Raw genomic sequence first — 18,985 nt, 5'->3', positions numbered from 1 at the left:
ATTGATCTGGATTCCCCTCATGAAAGCTCCGGTTTTCCGTGATGGCGACGCCGATGCCGATGTTGTGATCGTCGGCTCGGGCGTCGTCGGCGCATTGATCGCCCATCAGTTGGTTCGTGCCGGAAAATCGGTTCTGGTTCTTGAAGCGGGTCCGCGCCTGCATCGCTCCGACGTCGTCGAAAACTGGCGCAACGTCAGCTTCGAGCGACGCATCGGCAGCGACTTCCAGGGGCCGTATCCGCAGTCGCCGCTGGCTACCGCGCCGCTGTATTTCCCGGCCAACGATTACGTGGGCCTCACCGGCCCTGACGCCAGCAGCTTCCACCAGGGCTTCATCAAGGCCGTGGGTGGCACCACCTGGCACTGGGCCGCCTCCTGCTGGCGCCACCTGCCGGTGGATTTCAAGATGCAGTCCACCTATGGGGTAGGGCGCGACTGGCCGATCAGCTACGACGACATCGAGCCGTACTACTGCCGCGCCGAAGAAGCCATGGGCGTCTCCGGGCCGAACGACCCGGGCAAGCAGAGCCCCACCGAGCGATCCAGGCCCTACCTTGCAGACATGATCCCCTGGGGCAACGGCGACAAGGTATTCGCCGAGGTGGTCAATCCGCACGGCTACAACCTGGTGCCCATTCCGCAGGGCCGCATGGTCACGCCGTGGAATGATCGGCCGGCCTGCTGCGGCAACAACAACTGCCAGCCGATCTGCCCGATCGGCGCGATGTACAACGGCATCCATACCATCGAAGCGGCCGAGAAACTGGGTGCGCAGGTGCTGGCCGAAGCGGTGGCCTACAGGATCGACACCGACGCGCAGAACCGGGTCACGGCCATCCACTGGTATGACAACAACAAGGTCAGCCACAAGGCCACCGGGCGCAGTTTCGTGATCGCCTGCAACGCACTGGAGACGCCGCGCCTGCTGCTGCTTGCGGCCAACGAGCAGAACCCGAACGGCATCGCCAACAGTTCCGATCAGGTCGGGCGCAACATGCTCGACCATTCCGGTTTCCACTGCTCGTTCATCGCCGATCGCCCGATCTGGCTGGGACGCGGACCGGCGCAGTCCAGCTGCATGGTTGGTCCGCGCGACGGCGCCTTCCGTTCGCAGTACTCGGCCACCAAGATCATCCTCAACAACATCAGTCGCGTGGCAATCGCCACCGACCAGGCGCTGCAGAAGGGGCTTGTGGGCGACGCGCTGGATGCAGAAATCCGCCGCCGTGCGGTCTTCGGCGTCGATCTTTCGATCAGCCTGGAGCCGCTGCCGGACCCAAGCAATCGGCTGACGTTGTCGAAGACGCGAGTGGATGGCCACGGCCTGGCCTGCCCGGATATCCACTACTCGCTGGGCGACTATGCCCGCAAGGGCTATGACGAGTCCTGCAAACAGTTGCGTCACATCGGCTCGCTGTTCAACGCTGAGGAGTTCGTCATCACCACGGCACTCAACGCCAACAACCACATCATGGGCTCGACCATCATGGGCGCTGACCCGCGCGATTCGGTGGTCGATGGAGATTGCCGCGCGCACGATCATCCGAACCTGTGGCTGCCAGGCGGCGGACCGATGGTGTCGGCCAGCGTGGTCAACAGCACCCTGACCATGGCCGCGCTGGCATTGCGTGCGGCAGACGCCATCGAGCGTGCGGCATGAAGGCCGTCATTGCCGCTCTGCTGATGCTGCTGGCTGCAGCCAGCCATTCCGCGCGCGCAGACGAAGTCGCCGAACGTGGGCGCTACCTCTCGATCGCCGCCGATTGCGTGGCGTGCCACACCAGCCCCAAGCAGGGAAAGCCCTATGCCGGCGGCTACGCCATTGCGTCCCCGCTGGGTGAGATATGGGCCAGCAACATCACGCCCTCCAGAAGCCATGGCATCGGCCTCTACAGCGAAGATGACTTCGCAAAAGCAGTGCGCGAAGGCGTGCGCAAGGATGGCGCCCATCTGTATCCGGCGATGCCCTATACCTCGTATGCCAAGCTGACCGACGAGGACATCCACGCGCTGTATACCTACTTCATGAAGGAGGTGGCACCGGTCGACGAGGAAGCACACGCGACCGAGCTGCCGTTCCCCTTCAGCATCCGCCAGTCCATGGCGGTGTGGAACCTGCTGTTCCTGGACAAGGAAACGTTCAAGCCCGATGCGGGCAAGAGTGCGCAATGGAATCGCGGCGCCTATCTGGTGGAAAGCTTGGCGCATTGCTCCAGCTGCCACAGTCCGCGCGGGTTGATGATGCAGGAAGTGGGCGGCAAGGCCTTCGCCGGCGGCTCGTTGGGTGACTGGTATGCACCCAACATCACCTCCCATCCCATCAGCGGTATTGGCGGTTGGAGCGACGCCGAGCTGGCGCAGTACCTGAAGACCGGCCGCGTTGCCGGCAAGGCGCAGGCCGGTGGCGGCATGGCCGAAGCGGTGAGCAACAGCCTGTCCAAGCTGCAGGACGAGGACATCGCCGCCATCGTCGCCTACCTGCGCACGGTGCCGGCCGTGGCAGATCCTGAGGCCACCCGGCCAGCCTTCGCGTGGGGAGACGCCGCCACGGCGCCGGGCGAGCAGCCGGTACGCGGTACGGGTGCCGCATTGGCATCGGGCGGAGTGCTGTACTCGGGTCTGTGCGCAAGCTGCCATGGATCGCGGGGCGAAGGCAGCCGGAACGGCTACTACCCCTCCCTGGTGCACAACACCACCGTCGGCATGACCCGCCCACAGAACCTGATTGCCACCATCATCGGCGGCGTTGACCGCGACGTACAGGGCGAACACGCGTTGATGCCGCACTTCTCGAAAGGTTCGTTCGTACAGGACCTGAGTGACGCCGATATCGCAGCGGTGGCGACCTACGTGCGCACGCAGTTCGGGCCGGGCGACCAGGTCACCGAGGCACAGGTGGCACTGACCCGCGCCGGCGGCGAGAAGCCACTGCTGGCGAAGATCGCACGCTTGTGGCTGCCGATGCTGATCGTTGCCGTGCTGGCACTGGTCGGCGTCGTGTTGCTGGTGCGTCGTGCCTGCAAGAAGCGCGGGAACAGGAGGGCTGCAGCATGAAGCTGCTCTCCTTGAACGGCATCGGGCTGCTCCTGCTCGCGGTCAATGGCCCGGTGTCGGCCGCCGAAGCGAGTGGCACCGCCAAGCCCAAACCGGTCGACAGCATCGTGCAGACGCCGTTGAGTGCCGATTGGGCCGCGCGCGTCTGGCTGCAGGATCACGGCGTAACCCCCAGCGCACGCATCGTGATCGGCAGCGGCGTCAACAGCGATGGTTACAAGGGCAGTGGCTGGTCCACCGCCGAGCACATCGACCTGGGCGCGACGATCGATACCGGCAAAGCACTCGGCTTCGACGGTACGCTGCGCGTGGTGTTTTCCGATCGCTTCGGCAACGCCATCAACGAGCGGTCCACGGGCTCCTATATCCAGAACCAGGCCTTCTATGGCCAGGGCCAGAACCTGCGTTTCAACGAGCTCTCCTACGAGCGGCTGCTGCTGGACAAGCGGCTGAGCCTGAAGGGGGGCTTCTACTCGATGGGCAACGACTTCGGTGGTTTGCCCTACACCTGCAACTTCAACAACAACGGCCAATGCGGGCATCCGCTGGGCCCGATCTACAGCTCCGGGTGGCTGGACAACCCGACGGGCCAGTGGGGCCTGCGGGTCAAGTGGAACGATCCCTCGGGCTGGTACGCGCAGACCGGCATCTACGACGTCAACCCGACGCGCAAGCAGGCCAACAGTGGCTTCCGTGTGTCGACGAAGGGAAAGACCGGCCTGTTCCTGCCCGTCGAAGTGGGCTACAGCCATGGCAGGTCCGGCGAGGACTATGGCGGCACCTACAAGATCGGCTACTACCTGGACACCTCCAACGCCGATGACATCGGCGATCCAGCCGCACCTCGCGCCTCGCATCGCAGCGGTTCGTACGTGCAGGCTGCGCAGCGGGTGTGGAAGCCCGAGGGCGATACGGTGCGCGGCATCTCGGTGTTCGGCGTTGCCACCCGTGCCGACGCAAAGACAGGGCTGATGCGCTACTCGTGGGAAGCGGGCGTGAGCTGGCGCGGCGTGATCGCGTCGCGCGAGGATGATGTGCTCAGCCTCGCCTGGAACCGGCTCGATATCTCCGACCGGCTCGCCCGCCATCAGCGGCTGACCGGAAAGGATGTGCAGAGCAACGAGCAGTTCGTCGAGCTGAACTACGGCATGCAGGTCGCCCCGTGGCTGGTGCTGCGGCCGGCGGTGCAGTACGTGGCACGGCCCGGCGCCTATGCCAGCCGACCCGACAGCTGGGTGTTCACCCTGCAGGCGCAGGCAACGCTGTAGGCGCATTCAGGCATGCGGCGTGGGATGGCGGGCCTGCCGCCCCATGTTGCGGCGCAAGGTGTCAGCCACCATTCGCACTGGTACGGTCCAACCCGTTGCACCACCAACAACGGGGAGAGACGACGATGCGCAAGGTATTGCTGCTGTTGATCCTGCTGACCGGACTGGCGCCCACCGCCTGGGCCGCCACGGTCAAGACCACCCACCGCACCCTTCCCAGTTGGGATGGCACGGCCCTCGGGGTCTTTGTCATCGAGCCGCAGGACGCAGGTGACGGCAAGTACCCGCTGCTGGTGATGCCCAGCAGCTGGGCGGTGCCGAGCGTGGAGTACGTGGGGGTGGCACAGTCGCTGGCCAGGCGCGGCTACGTCGTCATCAGCTACAGCTCGCGAGGCTTCTGGGAGTCCGGCGGGGCGATCGATATTGCCGGGCCGGCCACGGTTGAGGATGTCAGCGCAGTGATCGACTGGGCGCTGGACAACACCCAGGCCGACCCGGCGCGGATCGGCGTCTCGGGCATCTCCTACGGCGCCGGCACCAGCCTGCTGGCGGCCGCACGCGATCCGCGCATCAAGGCGGTGGCCGCCCTCAGCGGATGGGCCGACCTGCAGGCGTCGCTGTACGCCAACGACACCCCCAGCGCACAGGGAATCGCGCTGCTGGTGGCGGCCGGGCTGATCACCGGCCGCCCCGGGTCCGAGCTGGCCACGATCAATCGCAACGTGGTGATCGGCAACTATCAGGGCGCCGTGGAATCACTGCTGCCGGTGGCCGCGATCCGCAGCCCCGCTGCGAGCATCAACGAGATCAATGCCAACCAGCCGGCAGTGTTCCTCGCCAACGCCTTCAACGACAGCCTGTTCCCGCCGGGTCAGCTGGTGGAGTTCTTCAACCAGCTGAAAGGCCCCAAGCAGCTGCAGCTGCGCCACGGCGACCACGCCCTCAACGAGGCCTTGGGCGCACTGGGCATTCCAAACGAGGTCTACGACTCGGTGGGCGACTGGTTCGACCACTACCTCAAGGGCGTGGCCAACGGCATCGACCGCGAGCCGGCGGTGCAGCTGAAGTCACAGAAGGGAAGCTGGAGCACCTACCCGAACTGGCAGGCCACCAGCAGCGGTGCAGTCAGCTACACGTTGACCGCACCCGGTGGCCTGCTTCTGCCCACCGGGGGGCTGGTTGAAAATGGGCGCAGCAATGGCTGGAACTACCGGATCGGCAGTGGCCTGGCTAGCGCCGCCAATTCCGGCGTGGCGATGGTGTCCGGCTCGCTGCAGATGATCAACCTTCCGCCGGGTGCGTACGTGCCTTTCGTCGGGCGCAACGCCGCCGGCGTCTGGCAGGGGCCGATCTACTGGAACGCACGCCGCCTGGACGGCGCGCCGGAAGTGCGTGTGACCGTCACTCCCAGCCGCGCCAACACCACGCTGTATGCCTACCTGTATGCGGAAGATATGCTGGGCAATGGCCAGCTGATCAGCCACAAACCGTACACCCTGCGCGGCGTTGCACCGGGCCAGGCGACTACCCTCGATCTGCGCCTGGAAGCGAGCAGCTGGAACATTCCAGCGGGCAGCCGGCTGACGCTGGTGGTCGATACGGTGGACCTGCGCTATGCAGGCATCAGCCAGTTGGGCGGGGCGGTGACGTTCAGTTCGCCCACGTCCGCGCCATCGGTGCTGAAGGTGCCGTTGCATTGAATCCATGCCGCGCCAGCCACCGCGGGCGCGGTGCGTGGCGCGGAATCAGTGCGGACGTGAGGCCAGCAGCTCGCCCTGCATCCGCCCGCAACGCTTGCGTGTTCTGCTTGCAGAAGAGCTTCCGCGTCAGCGGCGCTCATCAACCGGCGTCATGTCATGCAGCCCACGCAGCTTCTTCTTGTTGATCTTGCCCACGCTGGTGCGTTCCAGCGAATCAACGAAGCTGACGCGGTCGGGGATCGCGTAGCGGGAGATGTCGCCTGAGCGGCTGCGTGCTGCGACCAGTTCGATGATCTCTGCCTCGGTCACATCGCTGCCGTGCTGCAGGACCACCAACGGCAGCGGTCGCTCGCCCCATTTCGTATCGCTGATGCCGATCACGGCGACCTCGCTGACCGCCGGATGCTGGGCGATGATGTCTTCCAGGGCGAGCGAGGAGATCCACTCGCCGCCGGTCTTGATCACATCCTTGATGCGGTCGGCCACCCGCAGGTAGCCGCCGCCATCGATGTTGCCGATGTCGCCGGTATGCAGGTAACCGCCTGCCCACAAGGCCGTCGAAGCGTCCGGATTGTGCAGATAACCCTGGGTGAGCCAGGGCGTGCGTACCACCACTTCGCCGGTAGCGACGCCATCGTGGGCAACGTCGTTCATGTCTTCGTCCACGATGCGCAGGTCCACCAAGGGCACCGGGATGCCGGCCTTGGTACGCAGTGACAGCTCCTCATCCGGGTCGTCCAGAGCATGGGCATCGATCTGCGCGACGGTGAGCAGAGGGCAGGTTTCGGACATGCCGTAGCCGCCGAAGATGTCGATGCCGCGGGCCAGCGCCTGCTGTGCCAGTGCCCGCGGCAGTGCCGCACCGCCGATGATCACTTTCCAGCTGCGCAGATCGGTATCGGCGGCCGTGGCATGACCCAGCAGCATATGCAGGATGGTCGGCACGCAGTGCGAGAACGTCACCTGCTCGCGGGCGATCAGCGCCAGCAGCTTGCCCGGCAGATAGCGCCCGGGGTAGACCTGCTTGATGCCCAGCAGCGTGGCCACGTACGGCATGCCCCAGGCGTGGACATGGAACATCGGAGTGATCGGCATGTAGACATCGTCGCGGTGCAGGCGCCCCTGACTGGACGCGCTGCCGAGTGCGGCCATCGCCGCAAGCGAGTGCAGCACCAGTTGCCGATGGCTGAAATACACCCCTTTGGGCAGGCCCGTGGTGCCGGTCGTATAGAACGTCGTGGCGCGGGCGTTCTCGTCGAAATCCGGGAAGCACGTGATGGGCGTGGCCTCGCGCAGCCCGGCTTCATACTCGGTCACAAAACCCGTTGGCAGCGTGCCATCCTCATCGTCCAGCAAAATGCGCGTGCGCAGATCCGGCAACTGTTCGTCGATGGCTTCCAGCACCGGCAGGAACTCGCGGTTGGCCAGGATCACCCGCGCACCGCTGTGATTGAGCGTATAGGCAATCTGCTCGGGCGCCAGCCGGATGTTCACCGTCATCAGTACCGCTCCGATCATCGGCACGGCAAAGTAGCTCTCCAGGTAGCGGTTGCTGTCCCAGTCCATCATTGCCACGGTATCGCCGGGCTTTACCCCCAGCGAGGTCAACAGCCCGGCCAACTGGCCGATGCGCACCTGCAGGGTGCGGTAGTCGAAGCGGACCTTGTCGCCGTAGACGATTTCCTGCCGTGGACGCACGGCCAGCGGCGTCAGCAGCAACTGCTTGATCAGCAGGGGAAAGGCGTTGGCCTCGGCAGCGGGCGCGTCGGTAGTGGTGGCGGACGACATGTGGGGCTTCCTGGGGGGGCGGCGTGTCAGCGGTTGGAGATCGTCGTGACCGCGGGAATGGACAGCTGCTCGCGCAGCAGCGGGGCTTCCGCCCGTGGCGTTGGCTGGATGAGCGCGTCGTGCGGCGGTGCGTGTGCGGGATCCTCAAGGTGATCCCATACCTGGTCCATCGCCGCGAACATGTAGGGCAGCAGCGGCACGTAGCGCTTGCGGTAGTCCGGGAAGGCCAGCAGCGAGTCGAAGTGCTGTGCGTTGTTCACGCGCCAATAGGTGATCTGCGCCCCCGCCTTGCGTGCAAGTGGCACGTAGCGATCGCTGGTCATGCTGATCGGCACCAGCCCATCGTCGATGCCATGGATCACCACGATCGGCAGGCGGCGATGCGGGGCCTTGGCGGTGGCCGCGGCGATGCCGGCGCGTACCCGCCGGGCATGGCCGCTATCGCCATTGCCGAGTGCACGCAGGCAGCTCAGACCGCGCAGTGGATCAGCTTCCGCCCCGGCTGCATTGCCATCCACCAGCACCACGCCGTTGCCCGGCGGAATGCCGCTGCCCTCGCTCCACCAGGTTGCCCGAGCCTCGGCGGTGGCCGCGCCGGGCCTGCCATCTGCCCCAGCGGCGGAGAAGCTGTACGCGCAGGGATGTTCGCCAGCACCGTAGCGTCCATAGGCTGACGAATAAGTGACCGCGATGGCGCGCCACAGATCGAACCCGGTCGAGAACGCGCCGGCACGAAGTGCGTCGGCACTCAAGCCAGCGTCGAGCAGTTGCTGCCGTGCCGACCGTGCCTGTGCCGTAGTGTCATCACCTTGCACCAACCCGGCGGATTTCAGCGTGGCACATCGCTGGGTCCACACCGGCACGGCCTGCGCCCGCATCGGCGGTTGCGGCAGTTTGTCTTCTGCCAGCAGGGCACAGGGCATCAGCAACGCGGCCTGGGTGACGAAGTCGTACAGCGGCGGTGCGCCTGCCACCGACACATTCGGTTCGCCGGCCACCATCGCATCGAACCAGTCGCCTTCGATCTCCGCCGCGCGCAGCACGGCGCCACCGCCATTGGATACACCCACGCCCAGCGTACGGGTGTTGGCCGCCGTGAACGGGGCGGATTCGGGGTAGGCGCGGTCCAGTACCTGCAGGCCGAACTGCAGCGCCTGCAGCAGATGGCGGCCCCAGTCTGCTTCCGGGTTGTCACCCGAATGGGCATGCTTGAAGGCAATTCCCTGTGTGGCTGCCGCACCCGCAGGAACGAAGGCCAACGCCCCTTGTGAGGCGGGCGTGCCGTCTGCCTGGAAGCCGGCCTTGGCGGCCAGGTCGTAGTAGTCACTGCCGGCGCCCTTGTCGGTGTAGGCGATGGCGCAGCCGTGGGCCAGGCCCCAGCTGCCGGCAACCGCAATCGCGCCATAGATGCCACGCGAGCCGGAAGACGCGGCGACGACCAGGCAGCGTCGCGAAGCGTCGAAGGTGTCGGGCACCTGCACCAGTACGCGGTGGGGTTGGCGTGCGCCATCGATGCGCGCATAGGCCGAGAATTCGCGGCCGGGCACTGCCTGCAGGCTGCCGTAGACATCGCCGAAACCACCACCGGGAGTCAGGTCGGCAATACCACGCCAACTGCTCCAGATCGCACGGCGTCGGGCCTCGTCTGCGGTGGGCCGGGCCGGGTTGGCGAACTGGGGCGCGCTGGTCGAGCGCAGGGCGTCGATGTCCAGTCCCGCCGTCAGCAGTTCATCGTTGCCGCGATGCAGGGTTTCCCGCCACTGCTCGAACACCGGAACAGCGGTGCTGGGGCGTGGCGTGGCGGCATCGGCGACGGAGATGCCGCCCGGCAACAGGGCCAGCGCGGCGCACAGCGGAGCAAGGGAGCGATGGATGTTCATTGCTCCACCCTAACGATCCGGGCGGCGCACGCCAGCGTACCTTGGTACCCGTGCCCAACCGCAGGCGATTTGCTAACCTCGGCTGGACATGCCGACCCTGCTCATCGCCGATGACCACCCCTTGTTCCGCGCCGCGCTGCATCGCGCGGCCGAGGAGGCAGTGGCTGATCTGCAGATCAGCGAGGCCGATTCGCTGCACAGCGTGCTGGAAGCGATCGAGAGCCAGCAGATCGACCTGATGCTGCTGGACCTGCATATGCCAGGCAACCATGGTCTTGCCGGGCTGGCGACCATCCGTGCACTGCAACCGGGGCTGGCGATCATCATCGTCTCGGCCAATGAAGAGCCGCACGTGATCCGCCGTGCCATCGATCTGGGCGCGGCCGGCTATCTGCCCAAGAGTTCAGGGCTGACCGACCTGCAGTCCGCGCTGCAGACCGTGCTGGAAGGTGAACGCTGGATTCCGGCGTTGCTGCGCGAGCCGGTGGCGCGGGTCGCGCCCTTCAACAAGGACGCCGATCTTGCCGCGCGCTTGTCCAGCCTGTCCGCACATCAGTACAGGGTGCTGAGCCTGGTGGCGGAAGGACTCCTCAACAAGCAGATCGCCGACCGGCTGGGCGTGCAGTTGCGTACGGTCAAGGCGCACATGACCCGCATCATGGGCCGGCTGGGCGTGCGCAATCGTGCGCAGGCCATCCGTGTGCTGCACGAGATGGGGTTGACCGATCCCTCGCGGCAGATCGAAGAGACGCAGGACGCCTGACCCTTGGTCAGGGCGTTGCCGTAGCGGCCGTTGCCAGCAGATGGTTGATCGCCCAGCGCAGTGCCAGCGGTTTGAACGGTTTGTTGAGCAGCGACAGGCCCACGCTGCGCACCGCCTCGCGGGTTTCGCTGCCGGTGTCGGCGCTGAGAATCACCGTCGGCCGCGTCCCGTGGACGGCGACAAGGCGCTTCCACAGCGCGACACCGGTATCGCCATCATCAAGGTGGTAGTCGAACAACCACAGTGCCGCCTCCTGTGCTGAAGCACCCAGCGCATTGACATCGCGCGCCGCGATGACATCGCAGCCCCAGGAAAGCAGCATCTGTCGCATTGCCTCCAGCGCCTGCGGATCGTTGTCGACCACCAGCACGCGGATACCCTTGATGCTGCTGTTGCCAGCGACGGGTTCAGTGCGCGGGGCTGCAGGGGGTGCTGCCCGCGCCACGGTGATGGAGAAGGTCGAGCCGCGATCGAGCGCGCTCTGCAGTTGCAGCGGCGCGTGCAGCAGGTCGGCAATGCGGCTCGCAATGGTCAGGCCCAGACCAAGGCCCTGGCCGTTGCTGCGATCACCACGATGGAATTCCTCGAACACAACCGCCTGCTGCTCCGGCGCGATGCCGGGTCCGCTGTCATGCACGCTGATGGACAGCGCCTGGCCATGTCGACGCACGCCCAGCAGCACGCCGCCATGGCGGGTGTAGCGGATGGCATTGGCCAGGAAGTTCTGCAGCACCCGGCGCAGCAGCAACGGATCGCTGTGCACCCACGCGCGGGTCCGCACATGGCGGAACTGCAGGCCGCGCGCCGCTGCCAGCACAGCGAACTCCTGTGCAAGCGGGTCCAGTACGGTCGACAGCGCGAACGGGCGCGGATCGGCCACCAGTCCACCGGCTTCCAGCCGCGAAATATCGAGCAGGCCCGACAGCAGGTCATCGGTGGAATCCAGCGCACCACGAATCTGCCGCAGGAAGCTGTCCAGGAACTCCGATTCGATGTGCTGCGACATGGCATCGGTCAGCAGCTGCGCCGCATGCAGGGGCTGGATCAGGTCGTGGCCGACGGCGGTGAGGAAGCGTGTCTTGGCCACGTTGGCCCGCTCGGCTTCATGCACGGCCTGCTCCAGCCGGGCGGTGCGGTCCTGCACCCGGCGCTCCAGGGTTTCGTTGCTGCGCTTGAGCGCGTCCTCTGCCCGCCGGAAAGCGGTGACATCGGTGAAGGTGGCCACGTAGCCGCCACCGGGCATCGGGTTGCCGCGGATTTCAACGATGGTGTTGTCCGGGAAGATCCGCTCCGACAGATGCGGAGTGCCGCGCCGCATATGTACCACCCGCCGTTGCAACGCCTTGTCGCGCGAGTCGCCGGGGGTGTCGCCGATCTTCAGCTGACCCAACGCCCACGCCGTCAGGTTCGACACCGGCTGTCCCACCTGCAGCAGCTCCGGCGGGAACTTGAACAGTGCGGCATAACGGCTGTTCCAGGCCACCAGCTGCAGCTGCGCATCGACCACGCTGATGCCCTGGCTCATGTTTTCCAAGGCGGCTTCCAGCAGGCGCTGGTTGAAGCGCAGCACCTGGGTGGCTTCGCCGACCGCACGGGTAACCGCGTCCAGCGGTGCAGCGCCACCATCGCGGGCCGCCTCCACCAGCAGGCGTGCCATGCCCGCACCGACCACGGCAGTCAGCTCCCGCTCGATGGCGGTGACCCGCTCGTCATCCAGCATCTGCCCGGCATGCCCGTCCATCAGCTGGCGTGCCCGTTCCTGGCCGAGGAAGCGGCCGGCGGTCTTGCGCAACGATGCCGCGGCCACCGCGTCGCGCTGCCGTGGCAGCGAGGGACGCACCGCACGCGACACCAGCACAACGGTCGCCAGGTTGGCCGCCAGGCTCGCACCCATGCTGATGGCGATATGGCCCGGCTGCATGCGTAGCGAGAACATCGCCAGCCAGTGCAATCCGTCGGGGCTGGCTGCCGCTGGCGGGGCGGGGATCACCATCGGCAGCAGCACCAGCCACAGCCAGACCAGTGAACCCAGCACGATCCCGGCGATGATGGCCGGGGAGGGCGTGCGCGGGCGGTACACCGCCAGCAGTACCGCCGGTGCCAGTTGGGAGAGCGCGGTGAACGACATCAGGCCGAAATCGCTGAGCGCCTCGGTGCCGCTCATCGCGCGGCTGTACAGCCACGACATCAGGAACACGGCGAGGATGCCAGCGCGACGGAAGGCCAGCACGCGCGGTCGCAGATCGGCGCCACTGCTGAAGCCATTGACCCCGCTCAGCAGGCGTGAACCCACGCCGTGGTTGCCGAGCATGATCGACAGGGTCAGCCCGGACAGGATCATCATGCCGGTGGCCGCGCTCAGACTGCCCAGGTAGGCCAGCAGCGCCAGCAGGTGGTGGCCGCGCTCCTGCGGCAGCGCCAGTACATACAGGTCGGGCGACACCGAAGACGGCAACTGTGCGGCACCGGCCAGTGCCATCGGCACCGACGGCAGGCCGATCAACAGCAGGTACACCGGGAACAGCCAGCGCGCCGTCTTCAGGTCCGACGACTGCCGCAGTTCAACCACGCCCACGTGGAACTGATGGGGCAGGGTGAACGCGGCCATCGCACCGAGCGCCACCATGGTCAGGTAATCCGGCACCACTGCCGGCGGTGGCAGGTGCGCCATCTTCTCAAGCAGCGGCACGCCAGCCTTGTGCACCGAGAGCGCGGCGTACAGACCAATGGCCAGCAGTGCCGTCAGCTTCAACAGCGACTCCAGGCCCAGCGCGACCACGATGCCGCGGTTGTGTTCGGTGGCCGACGCCTTGCGTGCACCGAACAGCGTGGTGAACGCCGCCATCGTCAGCGCGAACCAGAACGACATGTCCAGTTGCCAGCCAACGGGCGCGAACTGATCACCGAGCAGGGCAGCAAGCCCCTGGCTGACCGCTTTCAGCTGCAGTGCGATGTAGGGAATGATGCCGAACAGCGCGACCAGGGTAATGGTGATGCCCAGCCCTTGATCGGCACGCAGGCGCGCCACCACCAGGTCGGCGATGGTGGCACTGTTGTGCTGCTTGGCCAGTCGCCCCAGCCGCACCAGGAAGGGCAGGCCGAAGGCAAAAATGAGGGCCATGCCGACCAGTGTCGGCGGGATCGGGAAGCCCCACTGCACGCCCTGCGAGGCGGCCCCGTAATAGGTCCACGCCGTGCAGTGCACACCCAGCGACAGCGCGTAGATGGCCGGCCAGACCTTCGACAGCCGGTGCCCCTGGCGTTCCCCCCACAGGGCGACGCCGAACAGCAGCACGGTCCACGCGATGCAGGCGAACAGGACGATGGCGGGCGTCAACATCGCTCCAGTGTAGAGAGAACCGCGGCCGGCGGGCAGCCGGCCGGCGCTAGTCGGCGAGCACGATCAGCGACAGCTGTTCGGCGACCACGGCCACGTCACCGGTGGGGATTACTTCCACCGTCTTGTGCTGGGTCAGCAGCCACTGCCCGGGCCTGCGCTCCTCCAGTGACAGCAGCTGCGAGCGCACCCGCACTTCGGATCCGCTGGGTACCGGCGCCAGGAAGCGGACCTTGTTCAAACCGTAGTTGAGTACGTGGGCGATGCCGGGAAAACCGGCCAGGGCCGCCACATCGTCTTCGACGGTGAGCGAGAGCAGAAGAAAACCATGCGCGATGGTCTGCCCGCCCTGCAGGCCGGTCTGCGCGCGGGCCGGATCGGTGTGGATCCAGTTGTGGTCGCCAGTGGCGTCGGCGAAGGCATCGATGCGCGATTGCGTGATGCGCGTGCTGCCGCTCAGTCGCTCGCCTGCCGCCCATTGCCGCAGGGCATGCAGGGCGGGGGGCAGCTCATCGATCGAGACGTTGCAACTCATCGCACGCGCTCCAACAGGGCCAGGATCGCATCGCGCGCCTCGGGCTCGGACAGCATCGGCGCATGGCCCACCTCCGGCACTTCAACGAGGCGGGCGTTGGGCGATGTGGCCGCCATCTGCCGCGCGACGTCGGCAGGCAGGATGTCCGACAGCGCCCCGCGCACCACCAGCACCGGTACCCGCGAGGTAAGGCCACGCACCGCACGCCACAGCACCGGGCGCAGCAGCCACAGCAGCCACGGCCGCGTGGTACGGATCACCGCCGGGTCGTAATCCAGCACCATCAGGCCATCGCTGCGCTGGCGGAAGGTGCGCACGGCCATCGCCCGCCAATCGTCGATGGTAAAGCGCGGGAACGCGGCCTTGCCGATGGATTCCACATAGGTCGTGGCCTTTGCCAGGTCCATCGGTGGCACCGGCTTGCCGGCGTACTTGCCAATCCGTGCCAGGGCTTCGCGCGGCACCTTGGGGCCGGCATCGTTCAGGACCGCCGCGGCGATCAGCCCGGGTGCACGCGAGGCGAGGGTGATGGTGACCAGCACCCCCAGCGAGGTGCCGACGAACACCGCCTTGTCGACGTTCTGTGACCGCAGCAGCGCCACCATGTCATCGGCATAGGCGCGCGGGTTGTAACTGGACGGGTCCGGCGCACGTTCAGAACCCGCACGTCCACGCAGGTCTACCGCGATCACCCGCCAGCCGACGGCAGTCAGTGACTGCGCAAGGGCATCGAAGTCGGCACCGTTGCGGGTCAAGCCCGGGATGCAGACCACCGTGCCGCGGGGTGGTTGTCCCGCGCCCGGTGCATGATCGCGCGCATGCAGGCGCAGGCCATCGTCACTTTTCCAGTACAGATCATCGTAAGACGGTGTCATGCAGACGTTTCCTAGAAATCGTAACGGACGCTGAGGCTATATTGGCGCGGCGGCCCATAGAAACCAATCAGCGTGCCGACCGCCGGAATGTTGTAACCGGTGGTGCGGTATTCCTTGTCGGCCAGGTTGGTGCCTTGCAACGAGAAGGTCCAGGCATCGTCGAGCTTCCAGATCACGCCGGCATTGACCAGCCCGTAGCCATCCTGGCGGATCACCGGGCTCAGGTCGGTGGTTGGCCACACTTCGCTCTGGTAGCTGTAGCTCACCCGAGCGGACAGGTTGCTGCCATTGGCCAGGTCGGTGCGGTACTCCACGTTCAGTGCACCCGAGAAGTCCGGTGCGTTGGTGAACTTCATCTGCTTGGCCACGTTGACGCCCCGGTCCATGTACTCGTCATACTTGGCATCCAGCCAGGCCAGGTTGCCGGAGATCAGCCAGTGCTGGCTGGGCAGGTACTGGTACTCGATCTCCAGGCCGTTGATGGTGCCGGCGCCGGCATTGGTGAAGTCGCCGAAGAAGGAATCGTCGACGCCGTCGCCGTTGGTATCGATGCCGGTGAACACGGAAAGCTGGATGTCCTTGTACTTGTTGTGGAACGCCGACAGGTTCAGGAACAGGCGCTGGTCGAGGAAAGCCATCTTGCTGCCGATCTCGAAGCTGTCCACGGTCTCGTCATCGAACGGCTCAGCCGAGCGTGGCACCGCCACGGCATTGGCGCGGATGTTGTAGCCCCCGGACTTGAAGCCTCGCGTGGCCAGGCCGTAGACCATGATGTCCGGGGTGATCTGGTAGTCCAGCGACACCTTGGGCGAGACGTTCTTGAAGTTGGTCTTCTTGTCGAAATCGGCGGCGATGGCGATCGGGCGCGTGAACGTCGCATCCAAGTAGAAGCGGTTCAACACGATCGCGCGCTTGTCCTCGTCGGTGTAGCGGGCGCCGACGTCCAGCTTCAGCTTGCTGGTCAAGTCGAAGGTCCAATCGGCATACAGCGCGATGCTGTCGGTCAGTACCTTGCCGCGGGTATCGCCGAACTGCAGGTTGAAGAAGTTGTTGCGGATCTGGCCGCCGGCTTCGCCACTGAACTGGTACAGGCCAACCACGCCGCGCACGCGTCCGCCGGCATCGTAGTTCAGCTGCACCTCGTTGCTGACCTGGTCGTCGTGGTAAGTGCCACCCACATCGGCCAGTTTGACCGGCGTGCTGTCGAAATCGATGTTCGCATCGCTGTCCGATTCGCGCTTGGCCACCACGTACTTCAGTGCAACATCCTCGCTGGGCCGCCAGTTCACCGTGGCCGAGGCGCCCTTGGTCTCCACGCTGTTGAGGTTGCGCATGCCCGAGCGGATATCGTAGCGGTCATCCATCGGCGGGTAGGCGCGCACGAACGGGTTGGGCGCCAGCATCTTCGAACCGCGCATGCCTGACTGGTCATCGATCCAGTCCAGGGCGAACTGCACGTCGAAATCATCGCCCGCATACGCACCCAGGTTGAAGCGCGCCGCATTGATCTGCTTGTCACTCACCGGTTGGTCGGTGAAGGTGTTCTCGCCGAAGCCGTCACGATTCATGCTGGCCACCGCCAGGCGCGCGCGCAGACCGCTGTCGGCGCCGCCGATCGGGCCGCCGATCGCCGCCTTGGCATCCAGTTGGCTGTAGTTGCCCACGGTGATCTGGGCGAAGCCTTCGGTCTGGGTCGGCAGGCCGCGCGAGACGTACTTGATCGCACCGCCGATGGTGTTCTTGCCGTACAGCGTGCCCTGCGGGCCGCGCAGCACCTCGATGCGCGAGACGTCGAACACATCCAGCAACGCGCCCTGCGGGCGGGCAATATAGACGTCGTCCAGGTAGATGCCTACGCCCGGGTCAGCGCCCCAGGTGGGGTCGGACTGGCCAACGCCGCGGATGTAGGCCGTGACCGTGCTGCTGGCCCCTCGCGCCGCGTAGATGGTCAGGTTGGGCACCTGTCCATCCAGGTCGCTGATGTCCTGGACGTTCATCTTGTCCAGGGCTTCGGAGGTAAAGGCAGTGACGGCAACCGGCACTTCCTGCAGGGTCTCCTCGCGCTTGCGTGCGGTCACCGTGATGCTGTCCAGGTTTGTGGCCGAAGCGGTCCTGCCTGCCGTCGGCGTGCCCTGCGGTACTTCCTGCGCCAGAACCGGCCCGGTGGCCAACAGCGTGCCGATCATCAGGCTCAAGCAATTCCGTTTCATTCGGTCCTCCCCCAAGGCAGATGGCCCATTGCCACCCATGCTGCCTAGGCTAGCGGCCGCAAGGGGCACCGGCGAGTGGACCTAGGTCCAGTCGGCAGCGATCGCCAGATCCGGATACTGGGCGCGTCCCCACCTGGAAGCGCCGTATGTCGTTACTGATCGTACTTGCAGCGCTGGCCTTCCTGATCCTGGTGGCCTACCGCGGTTACAGCGTGATCCTGTTCGCGCCCATCGCCGCTCTCGGCGCTGTGCTGCTGACCGATCCCTCGCTGGTGGCGCCGATGTTCACCGGTTTGTTCATGGACAAGATGGTCGGCTTCCTCAAGCTCTACTTTCCGGTGTTCCTGCTGGGCGCAGTGTTCGGCAAGCTGATCGAACTGTCCGGCTTCTCCCGATCCATCGTGGGTGCTGCGATCCGGTTGTTCGGACCACAGCGGGCAATGCTGTCGATCGTGCTGGTGTCGGGCCTGCTCACCTATGGCGGCGTGTCATTGTTCGTGGTGGTGTTCGCGGTGTATCCGTTCGCGGCCGAAATGTTCCGCCAGAGCAACATCCCCAAGCGCCTGATTCCGGCCACGCTGGGGGTGGGCGGCTTCAGCTTCACCATGGACGCGTTGCCGGGTACACCGCAGATCCAGAACATCATTCCAACCACGTTCTTCGGCACCGATACCTGGGCGGCACCCGTGCTGGGCACGCTTGGCGGCATTTTCGTGTTGGCGGTTGGCATGGCCTACCTCGAGTGGCGCCGTCGCGTTGCGCTGCGCAACGGCGAAGGCTACGGCGATCCGGCCACCTTGGTGAACGAACCCACACCGTTCGCCGGCACTCATCTGGCACATGCGGGCATTGCCGTGCTGCCGCTGCTGCTGGTGTTTGTGTCCAACAAGCTGTTCACCCTGGGCATGCCGCACTGGTACGGCGCCGAGCACAGCTTCGTACCGTCGATCATGGGCAGCGCCGCACCGGTGGTGCAGGACGTGGCGAAGATCACCGCGATCTGGGCCGTGTTGGGGGCGCTGCTGGTTGGCATTCTGTCGGTGCTGGCGCTGGCCTGGCGCCCGGTGCTCACCCGCTTTGCCGAGGGCAGCAAGGCGGCGATCGGCGGTGCGGTGCTGGCCGCCATGAACACCGCTTCGGAATATGGCTTCGGCGCGGTCATCGCCGCGTTGCCGGGCTTCATGGTGGTGGCCAATGCGCTGGGGGCGATCAAGGACCCCCTGCTGCACGAAGCGGTCACCGTAACCGGTCTGGCTGGGGTTACCGGCTCTGCATCGGGCGGCATGAGCATCGCCCTGGCGGCAATGTCGGAAACCTTCATCGCCAACGCGCAGGCCGCCGGCATCCCGATGGAGGTGCTGCACCGTGTTGCGGCGATGGCATCGGGCGGCATGGACAGCCTGCCGCACAACGGTGCGGTCATCACCCTGCTGATGGTCACCGGGCTGACCCATCGCCAGGCCTACAGGGACATCTTCGCAGTGACCATCATCAAGACCCTCGCGGTGTTCGTGGTGATCGGCATTTACTACGCCACCGGCTGGGTTTGACAGCGGCGTCGCAGCACCCTCTGGA

At 65.9% G+C, this 18,985-nt stretch carries 12 protein-coding genes; 6 read left to right on the top strand and 6 right to left on the bottom strand.

Features of this window, described 5'->3' with window-relative positions; translation table 11 throughout:
* Positions 1-19 precede the first annotated feature (19 nt).
* From WKB25_RS05870 to WKB25_RS05855, 4 genes are all read left to right on the top strand, one after another.
* On the top strand, positions 20-1,660 hold the full coding sequence (locus WKB25_RS05870; protein WP_340569301.1) for a GMC family oxidoreductase: 1,641 nt from the start codon (positions 20-22) through the stop codon (positions 1,658-1,660).
* Positions 1,657-3,054: a cytochrome c gene (locus tag WKB25_RS05865; protein ID WP_340569300.1), complete on the top strand. Its 1,398-nt coding sequence runs from the start codon at positions 1,657-1,659 to the stop codon at positions 3,052-3,054. The genes WKB25_RS05870 and WKB25_RS05865 overlap by 4 nt, the downstream gene beginning before the upstream one ends.
* Positions 3,051-4,322, top strand: coding sequence for a carbohydrate porin (locus WKB25_RS05860; RefSeq protein ID WP_340569299.1), 1,272 nt, complete (start codon positions 3,051-3,053; stop codon positions 4,320-4,322). The genes WKB25_RS05865 and WKB25_RS05860 overlap by 4 nt, the downstream gene beginning before the upstream one ends.
* 125 nt (positions 4,323-4,447) lie before the next feature.
* Positions 4,448-6,022, top strand: coding sequence for an alpha/beta fold hydrolase (locus WKB25_RS05855; RefSeq protein WP_340569297.1), 1,575 nt, complete (start codon positions 4,448-4,450; stop codon positions 6,020-6,022).
* 126 nt (positions 6,023-6,148) lie between these two features.
* On the opposite strand, the gene WKB25_RS05850 is transcribed toward WKB25_RS05855, so the two are convergent.
* Both WKB25_RS05850 and WKB25_RS05845 read right to left on the bottom strand, forming a co-directional pair.
* Positions 6,149-7,810 (bottom strand): fatty acid--CoA ligase, encoded by a 1,662-nt coding sequence (locus WKB25_RS05850; RefSeq protein WP_340569296.1) that lies wholly within the window; start codon positions 7,808-7,810, stop codon positions 6,149-6,151.
* Positions 7,811-7,836: 26 nt separating this feature from the next.
* Positions 7,837-9,690 carry a 3-hydroxybutyrate oligomer hydrolase family protein gene (locus WKB25_RS05845; RefSeq protein WP_340569295.1) on the bottom strand — a complete coding sequence of 618 codons (1,854 nt, stop codon included), beginning with the start codon at positions 9,688-9,690 and terminating at the stop codon, positions 7,837-7,839.
* An 88-nt stretch (positions 9,691-9,778) separates the two neighbouring features.
* Between WKB25_RS05845 and WKB25_RS05840 the strand changes: the two genes are divergently transcribed.
* Positions 9,779-10,453 (top strand): response regulator transcription factor, encoded by a 675-nt coding sequence (locus tag WKB25_RS05840; protein ID WP_251474999.1) that lies wholly within the window; start codon positions 9,779-9,781, stop codon positions 10,451-10,453.
* 7 nt (positions 10,454-10,460) lie between these two features.
* Here WKB25_RS05840 and WKB25_RS05835 read toward each other — a convergent pair whose 3' ends face one another.
* Genes WKB25_RS05835 through WKB25_RS05820 form a run of 4 tightly spaced genes read right to left on the bottom strand, consistent with a single transcriptional unit; the run spans position 10,461 to position 17,386 of the window.
* The gene (locus WKB25_RS05835) at positions 10,461-13,793 is read right to left on the bottom strand and encodes a PAS-domain containing protein (RefSeq protein WP_340569293.1); all 3,333 of its coding nucleotides are present in this window, start codon (positions 13,791-13,793) and stop codon (positions 10,461-10,463) included.
* A 46-nt stretch (positions 13,794-13,839) separates the two neighbouring features.
* Positions 13,840-14,325 (bottom strand): MaoC family dehydratase, encoded by a 486-nt coding sequence (locus WKB25_RS05830; RefSeq protein WP_340569292.1) that lies wholly within the window; start codon positions 14,323-14,325, stop codon positions 13,840-13,842.
* Positions 14,322-15,200: an alpha/beta hydrolase gene (locus tag WKB25_RS05825; RefSeq protein ID WP_340569291.1), complete on the bottom strand. Its 879-nt coding sequence runs from the start codon at positions 15,198-15,200 to the stop codon at positions 14,322-14,324. The genes WKB25_RS05830 and WKB25_RS05825 overlap by 4 nt, the downstream gene beginning before the upstream one ends.
* 11 nt (positions 15,201-15,211) lie before the next feature.
* Complete coding sequence (locus tag WKB25_RS05820; protein WP_340569488.1) at positions 15,212-17,386, bottom strand: TonB-dependent receptor; 2,175 nt, start codon at positions 17,384-17,386, stop codon at positions 15,212-15,214.
* A gap of 170 nt (positions 17,387-17,556) precedes the next feature.
* Between WKB25_RS05820 and WKB25_RS05815 the strand changes: the two genes are divergently transcribed.
* Positions 17,557-18,960: a GntP family permease gene (locus WKB25_RS05815; protein ID WP_340569289.1), complete on the top strand. Its 1,404-nt coding sequence runs from the start codon at positions 17,557-17,559 to the stop codon at positions 18,958-18,960.
* Positions 18,961-18,985 lie beyond the last annotated feature (25 nt).

This window comes from Stenotrophomonas sp. G106K1, assembly GCF_037969685.1.
Taxonomy (GTDB): Bacteria; Pseudomonadota; Gammaproteobacteria; order Xanthomonadales; family Xanthomonadaceae; genus Stenotrophomonas; species Stenotrophomonas lactitubi.
Note: the sequence above shows the minus strand (reverse complement) of the source record. Positions and strands in the feature narration are given on the sequence as shown.

Excerpts from the sequence above, each read along its gene's own strand:
- WKB25_RS05820 (WP_340569488.1), bottom strand. The coding sequence starts at position 17,386 with ATGATCGGCACGCTGTTGGCCACCGGGCCGGTTCTGGCGCAGGAAGTA.
- WKB25_RS05860 (WP_340569299.1), top strand. The coding sequence starts at position 3,051 with ATGAAGCTGCTCTCCTTGAACGGCATCGGGCTGCTCCTGCTCGCGGTC.
- WKB25_RS05835 (WP_340569293.1), bottom strand. The coding sequence starts at position 13,793 with ATGTTGACGCCCGCCATCGTCCTGTTCGCCTGCATCGCGTGGACCGTG.
- WKB25_RS05855 (WP_340569297.1), top strand. The coding sequence starts at position 4,448 with ATGCGCAAGGTATTGCTGCTGTTGATCCTGCTGACCGGACTGGCGCCC.
- WKB25_RS05865 (WP_340569300.1), top strand. The coding sequence starts at position 1,657 with ATGAAGGCCGTCATTGCCGCTCTGCTGATGCTGCTGGCTGCAGCCAGC.
- WKB25_RS05840 (WP_251474999.1), top strand. The coding sequence starts at position 9,779 with ATGCCGACCCTGCTCATCGCCGATGACCACCCCTTGTTCCGCGCCGCG.
- WKB25_RS05830 (WP_340569292.1), bottom strand. The coding sequence starts at position 14,325 with ATGAGTTGCAACGTCTCGATCGATGAGCTGCCCCCCGCCCTGCATGCC.
- WKB25_RS05815 (WP_340569289.1), top strand. The coding sequence starts at position 17,557 with ATGTCGTTACTGATCGTACTTGCAGCGCTGGCCTTCCTGATCCTGGTG.
- WKB25_RS05850 (WP_340569296.1), bottom strand. The coding sequence starts at position 7,810 with ATGTCGTCCGCCACCACTACCGACGCGCCCGCTGCCGAGGCCAACGCC.
- WKB25_RS05870 (WP_340569301.1), top strand. The coding sequence starts at position 20 with ATGAAAGCTCCGGTTTTCCGTGATGGCGACGCCGATGCCGATGTTGTG.
- WKB25_RS05845 (WP_340569295.1), bottom strand. The coding sequence starts at position 9,690 with ATGAACATCCATCGCTCCCTTGCTCCGCTGTGCGCCGCGCTGGCCCTG.
- WKB25_RS05825 (WP_340569291.1), bottom strand. The coding sequence starts at position 15,200 with ATGACACCGTCTTACGATGATCTGTACTGGAAAAGTGACGATGGCCTG.